The sequence below is a fragment of the Kordia aestuariivivens genome (assembly GCF_014397005.1).
GTDB lineage: Bacteria > Bacteroidota > Bacteroidia > Flavobacteriales > Flavobacteriaceae > Kordia > Kordia aestuariivivens.
The window spans coordinates 34,766-58,102 of the sequence record NZ_JACGWS010000019.1 but is presented as its reverse complement, the minus strand read 5'-3'; the positions used below and the strand labels follow the sequence as shown (position 1 = coordinate 58,102).

21 protein-coding genes are annotated in these 23,337 nt (G+C 35.3%); 3 read left to right on the top strand and 18 right to left on the bottom strand.

Annotated features, from left to right (window positions below):
* Window positions 1-12 precede the first annotated feature (12 nt).
* From vgrG to H2O64_RS22045, 12 genes are all read right to left on the bottom strand, one after another.
* The gene (gene vgrG, locus H2O64_RS22100) at window positions 13-1,758 is read right to left on the bottom strand and encodes a type VI secretion system tip protein VgrG (RefSeq protein WP_187564418.1); all 1,746 of its coding nucleotides are present in this window, start codon (window positions 1,756-1,758) and stop codon (window positions 13-15) included.
* Window positions 1,755-2,510, bottom strand: a complete 756-nt coding sequence (locus H2O64_RS22095) for a CIS tube protein (RefSeq protein ID WP_187564417.1) — start codon at window positions 2,508-2,510, stop codon at window positions 1,755-1,757. The genes vgrG and H2O64_RS22095 overlap by 4 nt, the downstream gene beginning before the upstream one ends.
* A 1-nt stretch (window position 2,511) precedes the next feature.
* Window positions 2,512-2,667: a hypothetical protein gene (locus H2O64_RS22090; protein WP_187564416.1), complete on the bottom strand. Its 156-nt coding sequence runs from the start codon at window positions 2,665-2,667 to the stop codon at window positions 2,512-2,514.
* Window positions 2,667-3,125 (bottom strand): phage tail protein, encoded by a 459-nt coding sequence (locus tag H2O64_RS22085; protein ID WP_187564415.1) that lies wholly within the window; start codon window positions 3,123-3,125, stop codon window positions 2,667-2,669. Before H2O64_RS22085 ends, H2O64_RS22090 begins: the two co-directional genes overlap by 1 nt.
* A 5-nt stretch (window positions 3,126-3,130) precedes the next feature.
* Window positions 3,131-3,568, bottom strand: coding sequence for a phage tail protein (locus tag H2O64_RS22080; RefSeq protein WP_187564414.1), 438 nt, complete (start codon window positions 3,566-3,568; stop codon window positions 3,131-3,133).
* 84 nt (window positions 3,569-3,652) lie between these two features.
* Window positions 3,653-5,749, bottom strand: coding sequence for a phage tail sheath C-terminal domain-containing protein (locus tag H2O64_RS22075; RefSeq protein ID WP_187564413.1), 2,097 nt, complete (start codon window positions 5,747-5,749; stop codon window positions 3,653-3,655).
* A gap of 31 nt (window positions 5,750-5,780) precedes the next feature.
* Window positions 5,781-6,332 carry a hypothetical protein gene (locus H2O64_RS22070; protein WP_187564412.1) on the bottom strand — a complete coding sequence of 184 codons (552 nt, stop codon included), beginning with the start codon at window positions 6,330-6,332 and terminating at the stop codon, window positions 5,781-5,783.
* On the bottom strand, window positions 6,329-6,892 hold the full coding sequence (locus H2O64_RS22065) for a Pvc16 family protein (protein WP_187564411.1): 564 nt from the start codon (window positions 6,890-6,892) through the stop codon (window positions 6,329-6,331). The genes H2O64_RS22070 and H2O64_RS22065 overlap by 4 nt, the downstream gene beginning before the upstream one ends.
* A gap of 284 nt (window positions 6,893-7,176) precedes the next feature.
* Window positions 7,177-7,797 (bottom strand): dTMP kinase, encoded by a 621-nt coding sequence (tmk, locus tag H2O64_RS22060; protein ID WP_187564410.1) that lies wholly within the window; start codon window positions 7,795-7,797, stop codon window positions 7,177-7,179.
* Between the two features lie 158 nt (window positions 7,798-7,955).
* The gene (locus H2O64_RS22055) at window positions 7,956-8,636 is read right to left on the bottom strand and encodes a response regulator transcription factor (protein ID WP_187564409.1); all 681 of its coding nucleotides are present in this window, start codon (window positions 8,634-8,636) and stop codon (window positions 7,956-7,958) included.
* 11 nt (window positions 8,637-8,647) lie between these two features.
* Complete coding sequence (locus H2O64_RS22050) at window positions 8,648-9,442, bottom strand: sensor histidine kinase (RefSeq protein WP_187564408.1); 795 nt, start codon at window positions 9,440-9,442, stop codon at window positions 8,648-8,650.
* Window positions 9,443-10,095: 653 nt separating this feature from the next.
* Entirely contained in the window at window positions 10,096-10,452 is a 357-nt protein-coding gene (locus tag H2O64_RS22045) for a hypothetical protein (RefSeq protein ID WP_187564407.1), read from the bottom strand.
* A gap of 234 nt (window positions 10,453-10,686) precedes the next feature.
* Between H2O64_RS22045 and H2O64_RS22040 the strand changes: the two genes are divergently transcribed.
* The 3 genes from H2O64_RS22040 (at window position 10,687) to H2O64_RS22030 (ending at window position 13,023) form a co-directional block, all read left to right on the top strand.
* Window positions 10,687-11,241 (top strand): phage tail protein, encoded by a 555-nt coding sequence (locus H2O64_RS22040; RefSeq protein ID WP_187564406.1) that lies wholly within the window; start codon window positions 10,687-10,689, stop codon window positions 11,239-11,241.
* 44 nt (window positions 11,242-11,285) lie between these two features.
* On the top strand, window positions 11,286-11,840 hold the full coding sequence (locus H2O64_RS22035) for a phage tail protein (RefSeq protein ID WP_187564405.1): 555 nt from the start codon (window positions 11,286-11,288) through the stop codon (window positions 11,838-11,840).
* A 157-nt stretch (window positions 11,841-11,997) separates the two neighbouring features.
* Complete coding sequence (locus tag H2O64_RS22030) at window positions 11,998-13,023, top strand: T9SS type A sorting domain-containing protein (protein WP_187564404.1); 1,026 nt, start codon at window positions 11,998-12,000, stop codon at window positions 13,021-13,023.
* A 391-nt stretch (window positions 13,024-13,414) separates the two neighbouring features.
* On the opposite strand, the gene H2O64_RS22025 is transcribed toward H2O64_RS22030, so the two are convergent.
* The 6 genes from H2O64_RS22025 to H2O64_RS22000 all read right to left on the bottom strand — a co-directional run bounded on the left by H2O64_RS22025 (window position 13,415) and on the right by H2O64_RS22000 (window position 23,279).
* Window positions 13,415-15,247: a DUF885 domain-containing protein gene (locus H2O64_RS22025; RefSeq protein WP_187564403.1), complete on the bottom strand. Its 1,833-nt coding sequence runs from the start codon at window positions 15,245-15,247 to the stop codon at window positions 13,415-13,417.
* Window positions 15,248-15,260: 13 nt separating this feature from the next.
* Entirely contained in the window at window positions 15,261-17,696 is a 2,436-nt protein-coding gene (locus H2O64_RS22020) for a protein-disulfide reductase DsbD family protein (protein ID WP_187564402.1), read from the bottom strand.
* A gap of 50 nt (window positions 17,697-17,746) precedes the next feature.
* On the bottom strand, window positions 17,747-19,060 hold the full coding sequence (tilS, locus tag H2O64_RS22015; protein ID WP_187564401.1) for a tRNA lysidine(34) synthetase TilS: 1,314 nt from the start codon (window positions 19,058-19,060) through the stop codon (window positions 17,747-17,749).
* A 97-nt stretch (window positions 19,061-19,157) separates the two neighbouring features.
* Window positions 19,158-20,465: an aminodeoxychorismate synthase component I gene (pabB, locus tag H2O64_RS22010; protein ID WP_187564400.1), complete on the bottom strand. Its 1,308-nt coding sequence runs from the start codon at window positions 20,463-20,465 to the stop codon at window positions 19,158-19,160.
* A 250-nt stretch (window positions 20,466-20,715) separates the two neighbouring features.
* Complete coding sequence (locus tag H2O64_RS22005) at window positions 20,716-22,503, bottom strand: B12-binding domain-containing radical SAM protein (RefSeq protein WP_187564399.1); 1,788 nt, start codon at window positions 22,501-22,503, stop codon at window positions 20,716-20,718.
* An 80-nt stretch (window positions 22,504-22,583) separates the two neighbouring features.
* Entirely contained in the window at window positions 22,584-23,279 is a 696-nt protein-coding gene (locus tag H2O64_RS22000) for a hypothetical protein (protein WP_187564398.1), read from the bottom strand.
* Between the last annotated feature and the right edge of the window lie 58 nt (window positions 23,280-23,337).

Below are 23,337 nucleotides of genomic sequence, written 5' to 3'. Positions count from 1 at the left end.
TCTTTTTTGTTTTTAATTGATTTGAACTATTCCTCCACTTATGGTTGTTGTTGCTGCGCCATCTAAGGTGGCAGTTGCGCCTTCTGCTTTGATTTCTGCGGAAGCGACAATTTCTATATTGATACCTTCCATTTTTATGTCTCCAGTAGCTTTCATGATGATATCTTTTCCAGATTCCATCGTAATGCCATCTGGATCCATGATAATGATGTTACTGTTTTCGTCTTCTAGTTTGATGATTCCTTCGTCTTCGTCAAGTGTAATCAGTTTTCCTGCCGGCGTATCAAGCGTAATACTTTTGAGTTCATCATTCATCGTGATTTTGATTTCACTTTTTGTCATGATTACTTTTTCAAAATTATCATCTGAGTATTCTATTGGAGAAACATTTGTGTTGCTAAATAAGGAACCTAATACAATTGCTTGATTTGGATCGTCATTTAGGAAGCCTACCAATACTTCATTTCCAATTTCTGGCAGAAAGTGTACACCGTATTCTTCTCCTGCGTGCAAGCTTAGTACACGCGCCCAAACGCCTTCTTCTTCAGGACTTATGATGGGTAATTTTACTTGTATTCTGTGTTCTTCTTTTGGATCGCCTTCTAAGGCAGAGACAACTCCGATTTGCAATCCGCTAATAGCTGGCAACATACCAGAAGCTGGTAATTGACTTACTTTATAGGTTTCTGAGAACCATTCTGGATCTAATCCGAATTTTGAAGTTGTTGTCCAGTTTCCGTTAGTTATGGTATGATGTACGCCGCTTACAAATACGTCACCGTTGAAACGATCGCTCATTCCTGCAAGTGTGATCATGGTTCCTGGGAGAATTACTTCTGTTCCTTGTACTTGCACTGTTCCGCAGATTTTAGCCAATTGTTGATACATGCTTTTTCCTTCTGCCCATGACGTTAGTATTTCGTCAGGAATGTCTCCAGTATGTGTTAGTGCAATGCTACTGCTTCCAGCAACTTCTGCTAATGCACCAGAGTCTAGGTTTCCAGCCGAATTCAAGCCGCTATTTTCTGCTGTTTTTGTGATGACTTCTTGATCAGAATAGTTCCAAGATGATGCTTCAAATGTATCGTATTGATTTCGTGCGTCAATTTCGGCTTCAAACGAAAACACATTGTCTCCGTAGGTTGCTGTATATACACTTCCCGCTGATAATTCAGGCGGTTTTATAGCTATATTTCCATCTTCCACAAAACACATCATATTGTTGATTTGTGCTCTACATTGAATGAAATCCCAATCTGTTGCTTGGTATTGAACAATTTCATTGTGCATGTGCGATGTTGCTTCTGCGCTTCCGCTTAAACCGTTTTCACTGATAATTTCATCTATAACATCGCTTTCCGTTACTTCATAGAAGATTTTGTTTTTGCGTCCAAGCGTCATTTTGAATGCTTCATCTTTACATTCAATCAGTAAGTAACTTGTTTTAGCAGTTGCTTTTATAGCATGTTTAGTGATGATTCCTTCAAATATTGGTGCGTCTTCAAATTCATATCCTGCTTCAATTACTATTTTTTCTCCAGGCGCAAATTCGGCTGCATTACTTGCTTCAAATTCTTGTATGGTTCCGTCTCCATCTACTAATAGTAATGTCGCTGTCGGAATGCGATTGCAAGCACGGTGTACCGTAATCGTTTTTACACCAAAGCTCGCACTGACATCAGTTTTGGCATCGCCAACTAAAATTTTGTACGTAACTAAGCTGTTTTCCTGTGTGGATATGTCAGCAACTAGACTCATGCGCTTTGTGTTTTATCTAATGGTGGAAATATGAGTTCCGTTCCTGGTGTTAGATTTCTGAAATTGAGTAAATTGTTTGCTCTGGCTACTTCTAGGTAATATTTTGAATTCCCATAGATTCTGTATGCCATTAGTGGCAATGTATCGCCTTCTTTTACGGTTCTGATGTGTGTGAGATCGGGAGAAGATTTTTTCTCCTTCGCTAATCGTAAAACTTCACTTGTGCTTTGTTTACACGTAAGTGTTGCAAGTGCTCGTATTGGAAATCCTTGTGGATTGAAGAGTTTGTAGTCAATTTCTAATTTTGTTAGAATACATTTGAGTTCTAAAGCTCCCCAATTTATTTGTAGTTCATAAGGTTTGTGAATGTCACCTTGATAGACTACAAATTCTTTTATTTTTTCAACTTCTTCTACGATATTGTTGTTTTCAGCTTCATCATCTTGAAAAGGAATAAACCCTGAAATGTCTGCCGCAATGCTACTAAGTGTATCTGCCAAGTTGAGTCCGACCACATCAAATATTCCTGTGGAATCGAACAGTAGTTTGAAAGAGTAATCTCCTGGTTTTACTTTGACAAATTTTGGTGCTTGACCACCAGAGTTGTTTTGCTGATCATCGTTATATTCAACAGTGTATGATTCTTTGTAACCATCTGGATTGATCAATACTTCAATTGGTTCACCTTGTGGTGCTCCATCTTGATCCAGTTTGGATATAATCATTTTTTCTAATTCTCCTAAAAAAGCCATGTTATCGTTCTTTTTTATTTGTCATTATTTTTGACACTGCGTCGATGATTTCGCCAGAAGTCCAGTTCGTCCGTCCTTCTTCTACTTCAGGCGTTTCTTCTTTCTTTTGAGCATTTACGTTTACCTTTATCCGCAAGTTTTTTATTTCTATTGCCATTATATTAATGCTTTAAAATAATTATACTTGAGTTCTAAGGTTTCTATGAGGATGCTATTGGTTTCTGCATTGAATTCTCCTAATTCGTATTTGATAGGATATGCGCCTACCACATTCCATGTTTTTATTGGAATATGATTTTCGCTTAGTAACATTACGATTAGATTCAATGGCTTAAAAGCAAAGCTTTCATAGGCATCTTCACACCATTTTGTGAGTGATGAAGGCGCACTTTTTAATCCTCGTTTTAGCGTAAGCGTACTGAATTTTAATCCTTTTGGTATTTCATGGACAAATCTATTTTCTCCGCCTTCGGCAAAGGGTTCTGTTTCTACAGTAACACTTAACCCAGATACTGATTGAAAACTCAGATCTACAGGGTTTGGCAGTAGCCCATTGAAATAAACTACAAAGTGAAAGCCCGAAACCGGATATTTAAAACTGTCAAAAAGTGCCATGTGGATTATCCTTCATTTACAACTGTTAGACCTTCGTGTACTAGTGTGATTGATTCCACTGCTACTTCGCTTGCTTCTGCTTTTAAATCCGTTGATTGAATTTTCATAGCCCAAGCATTTAGCACTTTCCAAACTACTACTGGTGCATGGTTTTCGTCTAGTAGACTGATGGTGATATCACGACGTTCTGCGGTGTTTAACTTGTTAGTTTTCATCCACTCGTAAAATTCGTTATCGCCTTTGAAGACACCTCTTTTTAATACAATATCTGTGTATTTGATCATTCCTGGCATGTTAATTTTACTGTATTCAGGACTCGACCCTTCTCTATATTCTAGCTTTTCGAATTCAAAATCTAACCCAGTTACTTCTTGAAAACCGATTTTAGTTCCTCCCCATTCTACTTGGAAGTGAAACTTTGGTAATGGATATACTGCTGACATAATTTTATGTTTTTAAATGTTTTGTTTTATGCTTTTTTTATGAAAGCCCTATTGGGCATTTGGCATGCTTCAACTAAAATTTATTTATGATTCTTGCATTTTGTGAGAGAACTTCAACACGATGAATTCTGCTGGACGCACTACTGCCATCCCGATTTCTACATTCATAATTCCGTTGAGGATATCTTCTGCTGTCATTGTTTGGTTGAGTCCAACTTTTACATAGTATGCATCATCCGTCGTAGCTCCTGCTAACGCACCTGCTTTCCATTGATTGGTTAAGAAATTTTCGATCATTGATCGGATACGAACCCACGTGTTTGCATCATTTGCTTCAAATACGAATTGATCACTTGCTTTTTTCACAGATTCTTCGACCATGTTAAAGAAGCGTCGTACTGATACATAACGCCATTCGTTGTCGTTTCCAGCGAGTGTTCTTGCTCCCCAAACCATCACGCCTTTTCCTGTGAAGGAACGAATTGCATTGATTGATTTTCCTGCAGTTGTATCTACATTTAAACCATCTTGAATGTCGTTTGTGACACGAACTGTTGGTTTTACCACATAGTTTAATGATACATTTGCGGGTGCTTTCCAAACGCCTCGTGTACTATCTATTCGTGCATATACACCTGCAATTGCGCTACTTGGCGGCAATTCCATTGGTAAGTTATTGATCGCTGTTTTTATTTTGTTATAGGTAGCATTGTCCTCAGCTTCTAGTGAACTTAGACTTCTACCGTGCATTGATCCGTTGTTGGTATCTTTTACAATTTCAGTATCAATCGCAAGTTTTAAAGCATCCCAGTTGGTAATGACATCATCAAATAATGTTGGAACGCCATCTGCTGGTGTGCTGTAATCAAACGTCGCATCAAGGAAACCTTCAACTACTTCTAAAATGTTAGAATCATTGTCTTCAACAATCCCTTCAACTTCAGCTTCATCGCCTCCATCAGCAATTACAGTGTTTAGTGAGTTTGTTAGTTTGCGAAGTTCATCGTATTTGTCTTCAATGGTATCATCTGCTTCAAATAGATCTGTTAATGCATCTATTGCGGTTTGCAACGTAGCTAATTCGCCCACAGATAATTCGCCTTCTAAGGCAGATTTTGCAGCGCTACCTTCTACTTTTGCTTTGTTTTTTAGTATGATTACTTCTTCTAAGCCATCTAATAAGTCTTCTAATTTTTCAGCTAAGGTTGCTGGTCTTGGCGAAGCAAAGTTTTTGTTATTATCATCTGCATCACCAATATTGAATCCTTCATTAGGTACATCAGAATCGTCATTGTATAGATAGTCTAAAACATCTGCTAGTTTTCCTGAGAAACCATCCGTTAAGAATGTTCCTAAGTTTTCTAAGACGCTATCTACTTTTCCACTGAAACTTGCATCAATTGACGTTAAGTTTCCTGTGATTTCATCTGCAGCTCCGGCCGCTTCATGATTGTCTATGTGTTTGATGATGATTCTTTCTGCATCAATTTTATAGTTTAGGATGGTTTCTAAGTGTGGATAGTATACCGCTCCATATTTTGCAAAGTCTTTTTCTGAGCTTATGACTCCTCTAAGATCTATAACGTTTTGATCTACACTCGTACTTCCGTCGTAACTTAATGAATCAATGATCGTAAATCGATCTTGTAGTTTGTTACATTGTGCTAATGCTTCGTTGTATAGTCCATAAAATTCAGCAGGTAACACTCCGTCAGCTCTTGTTGCATCTGGAAATAAGAGCAATGTTGGTTCGTCAACTTTTGCTACTTCATTTAAACCATCTGTTAATTTTACGGCAGTTACAATACCACTGTAATCTCCAACGGAGGTTATGTAACATGGTCCACCACCATTTGCAAAGTATAATTGTAATGAATAATACATTATAAATGGTTCTTTGCTTTTTGGTTGCGTTACGACAATGGATTGATTCCCATCTACATCGTCCGTAACGTTGACTTCAATTGTCGTTTCTGATTTAGCTCCTCCGAAAAATCGCTCATATTCTAATAGCGATGTGATTCGTGTTGGAACCATACTTAGGTCTCCTTCAATTTTGTTGGTAGCTTTTTCTGTATATCCAATAAATGCAGGAATAGCCGTTTCAACTTGTGCGACCGAAGGCGGAAATTTTACAATTTCCTCAATGTAAACCCCTGGTGTTTTTAATGTACTAGCCATAATATTTATGATTTAAAAAGTTTTGTTAGTATTATATTATATTATTTTCAAAAGTTAAAGTGGTCGGTGTTTCTATGTTTGCCTCTTTTATGTTCAATTGCAGAATTGCGTCTGGTTGTATGCGTTCGTTTATGTTATTGTTTATGGTAATGGTTCCTTCTAAGTCAGTAGCACTGTATACAACAAAATCTTTGAGTGCTAAATCATTCCAATTGGTTGCGTTTCTATATTCTTGATCCGCAATTGCGTAAAATTCTAAGTCAAAGTCTACAACGTCAGGAAGCCAGTTTGAAAATGTACGATCTGGCGATGTTGATACGTATCCAACAATTCGTTTGTCTATGACTTCTTCTCCATCAATGATTAATACTTCATCAACCGTTTCAGCTACAAATGCTTCTTGCTTTTTATAGATGACGACCAATCCTTCAGGAATCATTTTTATAACAAGTTTATATTTTGCTATGAGTGCTGCTGTTTCCTTACTTGGATATATTTTTACATGTTTTTCAGTTTCCAACCCATTTGTGTGCTGTAATTTTATGGTTGCCAATGGCGCGTATATGTAATTGAACCTACTCATTTATGTTTTTCTTCCGCTCCGATGGAGGTAATTACAGATGTTAATTTTTCTATGTCTCTTTCGAGTGCTGAAACTCTCGCTTTGTATATGACGCTCGGAATTTGCTTTCCTCCTAACATTCCCCATATATTATTGAGCTGTTCAAAACTTGGTGAACAGAGTTCCATGTTGAGTTCTATATCATCTTCATCAGCCTCAAACGCAAATTTTCTTTGATGTTGAAAGAATTTTACGGTTTTATAGATGACCGCCACTGCTTTGTCATATTGTAGCGTACAAGAGAATAGTAAGTAATAGTTTAAGTGGATTTTCGGAAAACGTTTGTCTAGCTTATATGTTCCTTCACTTTCAACTAATCGTTTGTTTGGAAAGTTTTTTAAGGTACTTTCTTCTTCTATTCGCACAATAGTTACCAAGAGATTGTCTCCGTCAAAATTATTTTCGTCGGATTGAGTATCTGCAACGTTCTGCGCTCCTAGTTTTACAGTAATTCCCTGTAAGGTATTGATGTAAGTAGCGAGTCCATCGGTATTTAGCTTTTCTACGAATTTGTTGATCATTTTTGCTTACTTGATTGCTCTGTACTGATTTTAAAACAAAGCTATCGATAGTAATGCCTTTTTTATAGAGTCTATTAGCTAATTCCGCACAGGAAAAACACGGTTTTATTTAGGGAGAAAAAATGATTTATTTTAGGTAAAACACGGTTTTTTGTATTTTTTTAGAAGATTTCACATGAAATAATATGCTTATTTACAAGGATTTGGTTCGTTATGAAACAAAAAAATCGCTTCAATTGAAGCGATTTTTTATAATTGTATTTTATGTATATTGTTTACTACTGTTAGATTTCTTTTTGCAAGACCTCCCAAAGTGCTTCTGAGACTTTTTCAGGTTTTTCATCACCGTTTACAGTAACAATATGTTCACTTTCTTTTAGTTTTTGAAATGCTTTTTGGTATTGTGATTGTACTGCTTTGAGATTGTCTAAGGTTTCGTAGATTTCTATTGTTTCACGATTTGCGTTGATACGTTTCATGGCAACTTCTGGAGAAACATCTATAAATATGTTTACATCAGGTTTTAAGATTGAAGCAGCCATTTTGTTAGATGCAATCACCCAATCCATATCTATATGTGCGCCGTGATAGGCATAAGATGAGAAGTAGTAACGATCGGTGATGACCGTGTAACCGTCCGCTAGTTTTTTGAGGATTCCGTTGGTTTCGTGTAAAATATGATCGAGTCTGTCTGCCACAAATAGTGCTGCAATGACTTTTTCATCGGCTTTTTCTTTGCCGCCAAGAATGCTTCGGATCATTTTTCCGATACGCATATCCGTAGGTTCAAATGTTAGGTATACTTTGTGTCCTTGAGCTTCTAGGCGTTTGGCAATGTTTTTTGCTTGCGTACTTTTTCCGCTTCCATCAATGCCTTCAATCGCAACGAATATGTTTTTCTTCATTAAGTTTTGCTTCTAGCTGTCAAAAATAAACATTAAATTATAGCAAAGTAGCATCTTAAATAAAATTACTTTTGAGATGATCTTTAGAAAACTATATTTTAAAGTGTTTTATTTAGCGAATGCGTTTTTTAGGGGATTTTGTTGATTGTTTTTTCTGATTAAAAATCTGGGGACAATTCTATTAATTTTTTTTGAATTCCGTAAATAACCAATCCGGCTACGTTTTTAGATTCTGTTTTTAGTAATAGATTGTTTCTGTGCCCTTCTACCGTACGTGGACTAATGAATAGCTTGTCGGCAATTTCGTTGGTTGTGTATTGATTGCAGATAAGTTCTAAAATTTCTTTTTCCCGCTTTGTCAATAGGTTGTTGTCTAAATCGCTTTTGATACGTTTGCTTTTTGCGGATAGTAAATTTTCATGAATTATTTTTAATACGCGTTCGTCATAGTAAAATCCTTTTGCGAATACTTCATTGATCGTGTGTACGACCACTTTTGGGGATGTGTTTTTGAGTAAGTATGAAGATGCTCCAACATCAATCATGTTTGTAATAAACGATTTACCATCATAACTTGTGACAGCGATTACTTTGATTTCTGGATATTCTTTTTGTAGAATTTTAGTGCTTTCAACACCATTTAGCAATGGCATTTTTAAGTCCATCAATACTACATCGGGTTTCTCAGTAGCTACTTTTAACTTTTCGATTAAATCTGCGCCATTTTCAGCTTCAAAGACAATTTCAAAGTTTTTAACTCTTGTAAGTATAAATGATATTCCTGCTCTGAATAAAGCCTCATCATCGGCAATAGCTATTTTTATAATTGGTGTATCCATGATGTTGTGTATTATAGTGTAATTTCTACTTCAACTCCTTTTAATTTTTCACTTTTATAAGTGATTTCTCCTTTTAGTAAAGAGACTCTACTTTCTATGTTTCTGAGTCCTAATCCTTTTTGTATTCCAATGGTACTCGTATCAAATCCTAGTCCATCATCTCGGTAAGATAAGGATAAGTTTTCTATTTCTGATTTGAAATTTAGTGCTATTTCTTTAGCTTTTCCATGACGCATAGAGTTATTCATTAGTTCTTGTATAATTCTGAATACATGTAATTCGTCATCTTTGGACAGTCTTTCCGCTTCATATTCAATTATAGATATAACATTTACTTTTTTACTCTTGCTAAATTCGTCACATAGTTCTTCTAATGCAGCTCCTAAACCAAATTTTTCGAGTATTGGCGGTAATAAGTTGTGTGCAATTTTCCGAGAGCTTTCAATCGTTTTGTTTGTCACTCGAAGTATATGATTGATAATTTCTTCTGTTTCTTTTGGTGTAACACTTTCTTCTTCTATCAAAAAGTTAGCACTAAGTGAAACTACATTCAGTTTTGCGCTAATATCATCATGCAAGTCTTGTGCTATTCTATTTCGTTCTGCTTCTTGCGCTACAATCGTAGCTTTGAGCATTTCTTTTTGATGGTTGAGTTCTAGTGTTTTCTTTTCGAGTTCTTTTTGAAGAAGTTTTTTTCTGGACAGATAAAAGAATAATATCAGTGTGAGTCCCATTACTAATAATAGTATGACACCAAAAATTACAATCGTTATGACGCCATCTTCTTCTAAAAAGAGTTTATCCATTACATACTTTTATTTGATATATTATTTTTTCTAAGATCATGAAACCATTGTGTAGTAATAATTATTTGAAATACTAGATAGATAAAAGCATTTAGTATCCACAAAGCAATTTCTATATCACTATCTAGTTTTAATCCAATATTTGCAATTGAAAATAATAAGATAGTTCCAAGTAAATAGATCAGTATCCCACTATTTACTAGATAAAGTTTTAATTCACTATCAGATATATAATGAAAAAAGTAAATTATTGAATATAATATTAATACACTAGATGTTACAATAATTCCAATTGTATTATACTCGAAAAACAATTGAGGAGTCCAAGCATATTGGACTCCTAAAATTGTTGATATTATAGCTAGTGCAATCAGTATTAATTTTCGCTGCTTTTTACCTTCAAAAATTGCATAATAAAAAAGACTGAGCATTAAGAATTGAGCGACCAAATACGTGTTCGCAAGAAATATGTTCGTTATTTCCAATTCAAATAGAATAGTGCCTATTACTTGATTGATTGCCATAAGCAACAAATAAATAGACAAATATCTATAAGCACAATCTTTAGATATTATAAATTTTGAATATAGTACAGCGTTTAACAATAAGACTACTGTTGAGCTATAAGAAAAAATTTCCAATAATGACATTCGTTAGACTCCACCATTTAAAACATTTGCTTTCCCACACTGTTGTGGACAAGGTAATGTATGGTCATACACAAATTGACCATTGGCTTCGTCAATCATGTCATTACCACTAGCATCAACAGCTACAATAAGAAGGTGATTTTCTCCTTCACCATCAATACCTAAATATCCTCTCATATTCGTAATTCCTGCTTCCAACATAGCTTCAGTAATGTCACCCATCGGAATTAAATACCCGTTAACATCTTGCATAACTTTTCTATCTCTCCAGTTCTGTGCCCATATAGCAGCTGTTGCTAAAGGGATCGCTTCAGGAGGATAAACAATTCCGCCTTTTTGTTCACTAAAATTTGATTTCATAATAGTATAATTTTTGTAGTTAGTATGGCTTAAAAATAGTAAAATATATTGTTCTATTTTCTACATTTCTTACTAAAAAGAAAATTTTCTTTTAATAATTACGTACTTCTACCTGTTTTTCATTTTGAGTGATTTGCACTCTAAAATATATACCTATAAAGCTATATATTTGGTTCGTAGCATTTAATAAAAAAACGCTATATTTATATTTTTAACCTTATAAACTATATTTTTATGGATCCATTTATCGGACAAATCGTTATGTTTGGTGGTAATTTTGCACCAAGAGCTTGGGCATTTTGTGACGGACAACTGTTAGCAATCTCGCAAAACACAGCGTTATTTTCAATTTTAGGTACTACTTACGGTGGTGATGGTAGAACAACTTTTGCTTTGCCAGACTTAAGAGGAAGAGCTGCTATTCACCCAGGAACAGGACCAGGACTTTCAACTATTAAATTAGGACAAAGAGGCGGTGCTGAGTACCACACATTGACTGTTAGTCAAATGCCGAATCACGCTCATAGTGGAGCAACTATGAAAGGTTCTATTTCTGTTAATGAAGAAGATGGTGTAGAAGATGATCCAGCTGGAAGAAATTTAGGTGTATCATCTGCGGGAACGCCATACAACACTAATACAAATGATAAGTTAATGGCTCCGAACTCAGTATCGATCTCAGGAAACACATTGGCAACAGGAGGAAACCAATCATTTTATATGAGAAACCCATTTGAAGGAATCAATTATATTATTGCATTGTTTGGAACATTTCCATCTAGAAACTAAGGAATATTTAAAATTTAAAATTATTAACATTAAAAATATATATTATGAATCCATTTTTAGCGGAAATTATAATGTTTGGAGGAAATTTTGCACCAAGAGGTTGGGCATTTTGTGACGGACAATTATTATCAATAAACGCAAATCAAGCATTATTTTCTCTTTTAGGAACTACTTATGGTGGTGATGGAAGAACAAGTTTTGCACTACCTGATTTAAGAGGAAGAAATCCAATTCATCCAGGAACTGGACCAGGACTTTCAACTATTAAATTAGGTCAAAGAGGAGGTAAAGAGGAAATAGGATTAACGGTTTTAAATTTACCTAATCATTTTCATAATGCAGGTACTCTGAAAGGTACTATCATGTGTAATGAAGAAGATGGTGTAGAAGATGATCCTGCTGGAAGAAACATCGGTGTGTCTTCTTCAGGAACACCATATAATAACAATCCAAATGATAAAGTTATGGCTGCAAATGCAGTTGGTATCTCAGGAAACACATCAGCTGCTGGAGGACAACAACCATTTAATAGTAGAAATCCTTTTTTAGGAATCAATTATATTATTGCAATGCAAGGAACTTTTCCTTCTAGAAACTAGAAATTTCTAACATAAATTTTAATACTTCTAAAGTAAAATGTAAAAATTTTCTTTAGGAGTATTTTACTTAAACTTACTATTAATATCCCTTAGTGCTTATAACATTAAACTAAAATTTAGTATTTTTGCACAAACACTAATTCTAAATATTGACATTATGAAAATAAAATTACTTACTATATTGGTTGCATTACCAATTTTTTTAACAACAAATGTTACATTTGGCCAAACAACTTTGGCTGCTGGTGACATAGCTGTATTTCTAAATCAGGCAGATACTCCAGATGATTTTGCATTTGTAACTTTTGTAGACATTGCTGCTGGAACTGGAATTTATTTTACTGATTGTGGTTCTACTACTTCTGGATTTATTGCATGTACAGAAGGTGCTTTAAAATATGTAGTTCCTGCTGCAGGATTAAGTGCAGGAGATATTGTAAGGTTCAGTGCTAGTGGAGATTTTTCAGCATATTCAGATGCATTAATAACTGGAACACTTTCTTTGGCAACAACTGGAGATCAAATTATTGTTTTCCAAGATGCTGCAAGCGCAACTGGAGGAACAAATGCTTCTGCTAATCCTACATTTATTTTTGTAATAAACAATGCATCTACATTGTTTACTGGGAATCCACCTGATTCAAATGAAACAAATTTGCCTCCAGGCTTAAGTGACACTGGGTTGCCAAGAACAGCTTTAGGAGTTGGTGCTGGTACTGGTGTTGATGTTGAATTTGACAATACAGTATACACTGGAACTTATGATTTTTCTGGGTTTGCTACAACTGCTGAAGCAATATTAGCTGCAAAAACTGCAATGACAAATCCTGCAAACTATACAGGAGCGAATCTTATAACTACTACGGCATATGCTAATGCTGTTGCAGCTATTCCAAATAGTCCAGCTGCATTAAACTTAATGACTTTATCTAACGATGAGTTTTTAAGCAATTCATTTGCTGTGTATCCAAATCCATCGAATGGAAATATTACAATCAGAAACTCAGGTGTTGCATTACAAAATGTTACGATTACTGATTTGAATGGTCGTACTATGGGAACTTACGAAATGAACGGAGTTACAGGAAATGCTGATTTAAGTTTAAACTTAAATACTGGAATGTACTTCATGCAGTTAACATCTAACGATGCTTCAACAACTAAGAAATTAATTATCAAGTAATTCTTGATATTTTATAAAAAATTGAAAAGCGGATACACTAGTATCCGCTTTTTTTATGCCTTGTTTTGAGATTATTTATGGAGAAATATACTTCTAGCTGTAACTTCAAAAGAAGCTTCTCTCCTTTCCCTATTTGTCTTTTTTGTTGTGTACAATCAAACCCTGATCAACTCAAAAATAATTATTGTAGCGTTCATAATTGGTTGTATTAAAAGACTAATTTATAATCGCAACGAGAACCTTCTCACGGAAGTGCACAACAACTTAGTATTGAAGAAATTAAGGGAATTTTTGATGTGTTTTTTAAATATAGAGAAATTCAAATTTGAGTATCACTAAAAAAACGAGCACTGTAAAAGCACTCGTTTGTATATATTGTATGTTGTAAATTTTAGTTTTTACTAGCAATCCATTCGTCAACTAAATCGCTTAAAACGTTTAATGGAACTGCACCATTGCTGAGTACAACTTCATGGAACTCACGAATGTCAAACTTTGCTCCTAGCTTTTCTTTGGCATTTTTACGAAGTTCAATGATTTTGTTCATTCCAACTTTATAAGCTGTTGCCTGACTTGGCATTACGATGTGACGTTCTACCATTTTTACAGCATCAGATAATGCATTTGGTGTATTTGTTACGTAGTAATCAATTCCTTTCTGGCGTGTCCATTTTTTGGTATGAATTCCTGTGTCGACAACCAATCTACACGCGCGCCACAATTCCATTGCCAAACGTCCGAAGTCTGAATATGGATCGCTGTAAAAGCCCATTTCTTTCGGAATAAACTCTGAGTATAATCCCCAACCTTCAACATAGGCAGTATAACCACCCAATTTTCTGAACATTGGCACATTTTCTAATTCTTGCGCTATGGCAATTTGCATGTGATGTCCCGGAATTCCTTCGTGATATGCCAACGCTTCCATTTGGTAACTTGGCATTGCTTTCATTGCGTACATGTTTGCATAGTAGGTTCCCGGACGCGAACCATCTAACGCAGGCTGCTGATAGAATGCTTTTCCAGCAGATTTTTCACGGAATGCTTCTACAGCTTTTACTCTAATATCAGCTTTTGGTTTTGTGATAAATAGTTCGTCCAAGCGTGATTTCATCGTATTGATGATTTCCGTTGCTTTGTCCATGTATTCCTTTCTTCCTTCGGCTGTTGCCGGAAAATAGAATTGGTTGTCATTCTTCATGAATACGAAAAACTCTTGTAATGAACCTTTGAATCCAACTTGATCCTTTATTACTTTCATTTCATTGTGAATGCGCGCTACTTCATCCAATCCAAGTTTATGAATTTCAAACGCCGTCATTTTGGTGGTGGTCGTTCGTGCTAACGCATTGTTATAGAATTCTAATCCGTTTGGAAATTTCCATGCGCCATCATCATTGGTTGCAAGCTGTTTTTGTTCTTTTAGTAGTACTACCAACGAACTGTATGCAGGTTTTACAGCGTTTATAAGTGCATCTTTTGCCTGTTTTTCTAAGGTTTTACGATCAGCTTCTTCTAATTCTAAAGTTGCGATTTTAGAGGTGAAATCTTCCCAAAGTGTACTATTTACAGTACTTGCATCAAATGGTTTTCCTTTGACAATGTTTTCTGAATCACTAATAATATGATCAAACACGAATTTAGGCGGCAGTATTCCTGCTTTTTCGCGTTCTTTTAAGTTTGCTTCTAATTGTGCGAATAAATCTTTTAAACCGTTTAAACGTGCGATATACGCTTCTGCATCACCTTTATCTTTTATTTGATGCATATTGATTAAAAACGCAGGAATTTCGGCTTGCATTCCGTGCATTTGATTCAATGGATAATTGTACAATCTGTATCTATAGTCGTTGATGTGATTGCTCATACGTTGCATGTACAACTTATAACTTAACGCAGCAGATTTGTCCAAACCAGCTACATCAACATTTTCATTCAGCCATTTTAACCGATCTTTTGCTTTTTGAAGATCCTTCGCTTCCCCTGCTGGCGAAATATCATTCCATTTGTCATAATCAGTTTTATCACCAATGTAGGTTTGCATTTCTGGCGAATCTTTTAAGTCAAGCTTAAATTGTTCCTGAAACCAATCATTCAAGCGTGTTGAATGTTCTGTAACATCGGCTTCTGTATACGTTTTTTCACCTTCTTTTTTTTCGCCTTCACAAGCGACAAAGCCAGCTAGTATCAATACTAACACTATACTTTTCGTTACTTTTTTCATATAATAGGTTGGTTTAGTTTTCTTTCTTGAATTTATCAATGCCGTCTTGTAGCCACTTTTCATACGTTACAGGATCTGGTGTGTAAGCAACAGCTTCTGTTAAGTCGTTTCCGTTTACATCTTGTATTACATATAACGGTTGTGCATTGGTATTGTAGCGAACTTGTTGAAATTCTTTCCACTTATCTCCTATTGTACGCACTCTATTTCCTGTAAGTTTTGACTCGTATTGCTCTTCTTTGGGAAGCTTTTTCATATTATCTGCGTACAAAGAAATCAATACAACATCATTACGAATCATGCCAAGAATATTTCCTTCTGTCCACACTTGCTCTTCCATTTTACGACAATTTACGCATGTTTTCCCTGTAAAGTCAATCATGACTGGTTTGTTCACTTTTTTAGCGTATTCCAATCCTTTTTCATAGTCTAAAAAGGCAATGAGTCCGTGCGGTCCTTCATGCGAAACTTCTTCTTCTATTTTTAGTACATTTTCTTTTTTTACATCCGAATAATTTACACTTGCTTGTACTCTCTTCTTGTACCCGACTCCATACGGCGATTCGCTATTTCCGTTCATCGGTGGCGGAAAACCACTAATTAATTTTAACGGCGCGCCCCATAATCCCGGTAACATATATATGGTAAATGCTAAAGTTAGCATTCCTAAACATGCTCTTCCCACAGATATTTTCTGCAAAGGACTGTCATGTGGCAATTGAATTTTACCGAATAAGTACATCGCTAAAGTTCCAAAAATCGCAACCCAAATTGCTAAGAATACTTCTCTATCTAAAATGTGTAAGTCTAAAACAATATCAACCATTGATAGGAACTTAAACGCAAATGCCAATTCCAAAAACCCTAACACTACTTTTACGGTATTTAACCAACCGCCCGATTTTGGTAAGGAATTCATCCAACCTGGGAAAACCGCAAATAATACAAACGGAATTGCAATAGCACATGAAAAACCAAGCATGCTTATAATTGGTGTAATTCCTCCAATGGTTGCGGCTTCTAACAAAGCGGTTCCTGCAATTGGAAATGTACAAGAAAACGAAACTACGGCTAAAGCCAACGCCATAAAAAAGATTCCGATAATTCCACCTCTATTCGATTGTTGATCAACTTTATTCATCCAAGAATTTGGCAACATAATTTCAAATGCACCCATAAATGAGAATGCAAAGATGAGCAACACAAAAAACATGATTAAGTTAAAAGGTACACCTGTAGACAAGTCGTACATGAAGTTAGAACCAAATAATGCAGACATTGCCGTTCCTAATCCTGTGTAAATAACAATGATGAATAATCCGTAGAGTAATGCATTTTTAATTCCCGCTGCTCTTGTTTTACTTTGTTTGGTAAAGAAACTCACTGTCATAGGTATCATTGGAAACACACAAGGTGTTAGTAATACTCCAAATCCTAAGAAGAATGCAATGAAAAACGTTGCCCATAAACTTCTTTGTGATTTGTCTTTATCTTTTCCCGCTTTACTAACTACGGTAGCTTTCTTTATGTCAAACTTAATCTCTTTTACAGTAGGTGGCAGACATTTTTCATCGTCGCACACCATAAACAATACTTCCGCAGTAATGTGTTGCGTTGTTGCATCTGTTACTTTAATCTTTTGTGTAAACGTTGCTTCTCCTTCATAGAAAGAGATATTTTTTTGAAATACTTTATCAAATACTTCTTTGGTTTTCGATTCTTCAACTTTCCCGACAGTTGCATATCCTTTGCCAGCTTCTAAAAACGTGAATTCTGTTGGAAATGGGCCATCATCACCATAACTACGTTGTGAATATAAGTGCCATTTGTCTTCTACGGAAGCTTTCATGACCAATTCATATTCTGTTTCAGATAGTTTTTTCACTGTTCCTTTCCATTGTACAGGATCAAATACTTTTGGTTGTTCGTTTTGAAAAACAGTTTGGGTTGGCGTTGCTATTGCTGCTTCTTGTTTCTCTGCTGCTTTTCCAGATCCAGGAAGTTGAAAGGTAAATTCTTCATCGCCCAACACACATTTTTCATCATCGCACGTCTGATAAATAACTTCCGAAGTAATGGAAGTCAAGTTCGGATTAGTGATTTTTACTTTTTGTGTAAATGTAGCTGTGCCTTTAAAATAGGTTAATTCCGCCTGAAATACTTTGTCAAACTTTGTAATTCCTTTGCCTTCTTTATTTTTTCCAACTAATTTAAAGTCGTTAATTTGCTGAATGGAATCGTACATGAATTCTGTTGGGAATCCACTATTTTCAGCTAAATACTGAGAATATATACGCCATTTATTTGCAACTTCTGCTTTGTAAATTAAGTTGAATTCTGTATCCGAAATTTTTTCAATTTCCGAAGTCCATTGCACTGGATCGTCAATTTGTGCATTCACAGCAAAACTGGACACACATAAAAGTAGTAACGTAATTAGTTTTTTCATTTGTAAAAAAGTGTTGTTTTAGTTGTCAAATGGAATTCGCTAAGCGTATTTCATCGCAATGTAAACTTAATAATTGTATTTGTTGGCTTGGTTAATTTATAACGGTTATCGGAACGTTTTCCAATGATCCAAATAATAGTTTCTTCGCTGCACAGCAGCCATTGGTTTTCCTTATCAATCAGTGAGTACTTTTCATCTTTAAAGTATTTGCTTACTTTCTTTTTCCCTTTCATTCCAACTGGATAAAAATAGTCTCCATTTTTCCATTTTCTTACGATTAAAGGAAACTTTAACATCTCTTTTTCAACATAGAAAACGTTTTTTCCTTTGTCTGTGATGTTCGCAACTTCTTCAATGTGTAACCGAATTGGTGTTTCTATGCTAGATTCTAAATCGTTTATCACCACAACTTCGGATGTTTCTTCAATTTTATTGTGCTTTTGTAGCAAGAGGTATTTTCTATCTTTTATCAATCGATAATGCTCTGAAAACAATTGCTTTCCGCTTTGTCCATCAAGTAATGACTTCAAATCATTTCGGACAGTAAAACCATAATTTCGCATCAATTCATAAAAATAGGCTACTGGATATGCTGATTGTTGCACTGCTTTTAGTTCAATTTTGAAATTTCCGTCTGATACTTTTGCTACAAGCTTTTTGCGAAATGTTGAAAGACTGTGACTGTTTATTATTTTGCTTTCGCGTAAATGTTCTTGCGTTGCCTGAAAGTTTGCTAAGAATGTTGGATGTAGTTCCTTTAAATGCGGCACAATATCATGTCGAATTTTATTTCTTAGATATTTTGTAGAAGCATTGCTGCTATCTTCTCGCCATTGCAATTTTTCTTTTTCTGCGTAGTGTTTGATTTCACTTCGCGTGAAAGGTAACAACGGACGTACAATGTTTCCGTTTCGTTCAGGAATACCTGTCAAACCATCGATTCCAGTTCCGCGTGACAGATTAATTAAGAAGGTTTCCAGCGCATCATCTGTGTGATGAGCTGTTAAGATATAATCGTATTGAAATTCAGTTGCAAGCTCTTGAAACCACTCATACCGCAAGTTTCGTGCTGCCATTTGAATGGATTCTTTCTGCGCATTCGCGAACGTTTCTGTATCAAATTTCTTTACAAAAACCTCAACATTTAACGATTCTGAAAATGCTTTTACAAACGTTTCATCTTCGTCACTTTCTTCGCCGCGCAATTGAAAATTACAATGTGCAAAACCGATCGTGTACTTCAATTCATAAAACAGTTTTGCCAACACAACGCTGTCCAATCCGCCACTAATAGCAATTAGCAGTTTCTTGTCTTTTAAAAACGGTAGATTCTCAGCAATATGTTTTTCTAAATTTCCTAGCAAACGAATAGATTAAACAGAGTAAAACCCTTATGATTCATACGATTCCCAAAGATAATTAAATAGCCGAATTATCAAGAAAAACGACCTGAAAATGTTTTTACTCCAACACTTCACGCATCGCTTTTGCCTTTATCAAACATTCTTCGTATTCTTTCTCAGGAATGGATTTTGCCGTAATAGCGCCGCCCACAGAATAGGAAACGTACTTTTTGGTACTATTGTATAGTATAGATCGAATGACGACGTTGAAATCGAAATCATTATCTGGTGTAAAATAACCAATGGCGCCCGAATAAATGCCGCGTTTGGTTTCTTCTAGGTTTTCAATGATTTGCATTGCCGAAATTTTTGGAGCGCCTGTCATGCTTCCCATTGGAAAGGTAGTTTGCAAGATTTCCACCGGATTTTGTGTTGCTGAAACTTCCGAAGTGACCGTAGAAATCATCTGATGCACCTGATTGAATGTGTATACTTTACACAACTCTTCTACCTTCACACTTCCTTTGATAGCGGTTTTCGCAAGATCATTTCTTACTAAATCGACAATCATCACGTTTTCTGCACGTTCTTTTTCATCTTTTTGCAACGCTGCTGCTATTTCAGCATCTTCTGTTGGATCTTCTAAACGTTTTGCAGTTCCTTTGATCGGTTGCGACGTAAGTTTTGTCCCTTTTTTCTTGATATACCGTTCTGGCGAAGCCGAGAGAATGTATTTGTCATTCAATCGCATGTAGGTTGCAAAAGGTGGTTTTGAGATCGAATTTAGATGTGTATACGTTGATAATGGATCAATTTCTGAATCTTCTGCGTAAAATTCTTGACAAAAGTTTGCTTCATAAATATCCCCACGATGAATATGTGATAATAAGGTCGTTACTTTTTCGTGATATTCATCTTTGTGAATACGGAGCTTTATTTTTGGTCTGTGTTCCTTATTAGAATCATCATGTGTAAAGACTTCTTGATCTATTTTAGTGTTGAGGATTGTTTTAATGTCTTCATCCAATTCATCATCAACCATTCCTAAATAGTGAAGTTCTAGCGTATTTCCTTTGAGTAAGAATATTTTTTTAGGTTGAAAGAAATACAATTCCGGAAAATCTAAACCATCATAGTTTTGAGAGATTAAGTTTTCGACATCGTTCTTTAAATCATACGATAGATAACCAAAAATCCAATCGTTAGTTATTTTTTGGTATTCGTCTAATTTCTGAAAAGCATTTACATGATCCGTTTGTATCAGTGTGAGTGCATCAACGGCTAAAACAGCGTCAAAATCACGCGTATGCGCTTGGTAATCATTTGAATCAAGCCAAGCAACATCATGATATTGTTGACTCCACAACAAGAGTTGTTGTTTTATTTTTGCAGTACTTTCTAGGGAAATTTTTAACGTGACTCTCAAGAATTCAAGTTTAAGCTGCTAATTTCCTAATTAAAGATCGTATTGCCAAATGTTTGTTGGTTTTGTTAGCCTTTAGCCTTTAGCCTTTAGCCTTTAGCGAAAATACTTTTATATTTTATATTAATTATTTAATATTCGATATTCAGTTGTTGGACTTCGAGTACCTCAGTCCTCTTAAACAGAAATAGGAGTCTGAGGTTCTCGATGACTCAGTAATCGGTTGTTTATTAAAAAAATCTTGTACATGCCGTTATAAATCAGAATACGTCAAGAGATACCGCTTTTTCATATCTTTAATTACCGATACTACTTGTTGTGAAAAATAGGGTTCTGGCGGTAAATTCGTATCGTCTGCTCTGATGATTTCAATAATGTCACATAGTCGATATTTTCCAGAACAAAGTTCATAGATTTTTCCTGCCATATCATTAAAAATTATGGGACCTTGCGGAAACGCTACTATGGCAAATTTATTATCTATGGTGCCTATAGTAGCTGAACGACGAGGTATGATCTGCATGAGTTCACCATCTGTAATGTTATCCATCGGTTTTTGTCTCTTTCGAATCTCTTCACATTTTTTAATACATGGATACACTAGATAATGATTAGAATTTAGAGTATTCATTCCATAATCCCTCAATCGCAAATGTTCCTCAATAAGTTCAATAGATACATTTGCAATACCCGCTAAATGATGTTTTTGTAATTCAGTATAAAAGCGAGTGTACTGCTTTATTACCCAATGTTTTGTTTTTCCTTTTGGTACTACCACAGGATGTTGAAGCGAGATCGTCGTCATCACTTCTGGATCCAAAATTTCTAAATCATATTTATCTGGATGTACTGTTAATTCAGTACCAGGGAAGAGTGTTAAAAAAGAAGCTCCGCACTCCATTCTTCCAACGGCTTTATCATATAGTGTTTTTACAAGTGCTATACTTTGATCAATGGTTTCGTCCGTTTCGTAAGGTCCACCAATTATAAAATTGCCGTATATGGAAGGAATACCACAGGCAGTAAGAATTTCTACTGCTTGAATAATTTGTTCAATTTTTACTTTTTTATTATAGGTATCCAACACTTTTTGACTTCCTGATTCAATCCCTATTTGAACTCTCACCAAGCCAGCTTTGCGCAATAGTTTAAAAAGTTCAGGATTTCTGATAATGAAATCTACTCTACTTTCGCAGAACCATTTAAGTTGCTTCGTTTCTCCATATTCTTTAATGAGCCCTTTTGCAATTTCTTCAACTCTTTTTCGATTTACCAAAAATGTATCGTCAAGAATACTTAAATAGGTGTGTGTTCGTGTTCCTACGATATTTCGTATTTCGTCAAGTACAGATTTTGCTGAACGAAAACGATATTTAATACCAATGATTCCTTCCGCACAAAAAGCACAATGATACGGACAACCTCTTCCAGTGAGTATCTGATAGGCTGGATATTTTTGTTCTTTTATTAGAAGACTTATATCTGGAAAAGGCAAACTATCTAAATCTTTGATAAAAGGCCTGCTTGGATTCCGTATAATATCATTATTATCATCGAGATATGTGATCCCTTTTATATCTTCTATCTTGCCTTCATTCCGAAGAAACCATCGCCCTATTTCGGGTGCTGTGAATTCGCCTTCACCACGCACCACAATATTCCCCCAATTTTTGGCAAGTAATTCTTTATCTTCAACTGAAACATGCGGTCCTCCAAATATAATTAAATCGGGTGCTTCGCCAAGTTTACGTAACAACTCTATGACGCGTCTAACGACAGGAACTGAATCTGTATTGACATGAAACCCAAGAATTCGCGGCTTATTTTTTCTATACAATTCAATAAATGAAGCTGCATCAAGTTCGCAGTCATCTATAACTTTTACGCTAAAACCCTCTTGTTTCAAACTTGTGGCTACACAAAGTAAACCAAGTTGGAATGTTTGGCTTATTGGACCTTCTCGAAACGGAAGATGCACCAATAGAAAATCAAGACATTCCAACGTTGGTTTAGTAGCTATACTATCTATTACTTTTTTCATTAAACTGATAATTAAGTTATACTACGTTACAATACTAGAAACTTCAATGCTCTACAGCTTTAATTTCTACAGAAAGATTTCTAGCGCGACTCCATTCTACCAACGATATCTCCGGCTGTTGTTCCAGCTTCTTCGGCTGCTACTTTAACAGCGTCTGCAGCAAAACTTCCAGCTGTCGCAGCTAATATAGGATGCATTCTAATTACATTATTATCACCTAAATTATACATGTTTTTCAAAAGATTTGGTTGTAGATACCCTATTTTATAGCGTGGTAAATCGCTATCTGTTACAACATTTTCATTAGAATCCTCCATACTACCCGTAAATTTAATGAACACCATATCATACGCAAATAACATCGCTAAATTTGCTTTAAGCTGATTGTACATTTTATATTCAGTTGCTTTATCTTCTTTAGCTATAATACTATATGCTTTTTCAACGGTAAGATTTCCATTGCTGTCAATAGCTTCTTTTGCTAAAGGCGGAATAGTTACATTTTCTGTATTTGAAATTTTGAAATTTAGTAACTGACGTTCCCACATGCTTATGCAAAAAGCAGTAGATTGAAAAAATCGATCATTAAGTTCTGTTTCTAATTGAAAGCTTTCCAAGGTTTCATCATTAATACTCTCAATTTTTGATCCTGCAAAAGCTTCCGCTACTAGGTTGCTAAATAGTTTTTTTCCATCTGCTAATGATAAAATTTTACTTGCAGTCGTGTTGATGAAGTACATCATTGTCTTCTCACTATGCCATACTTTTTTATTCATGATTTTTACTTTTAAATTTGTTGTGCCTACTCTAAATCGGTTTTCAGCTTCCCCGTAA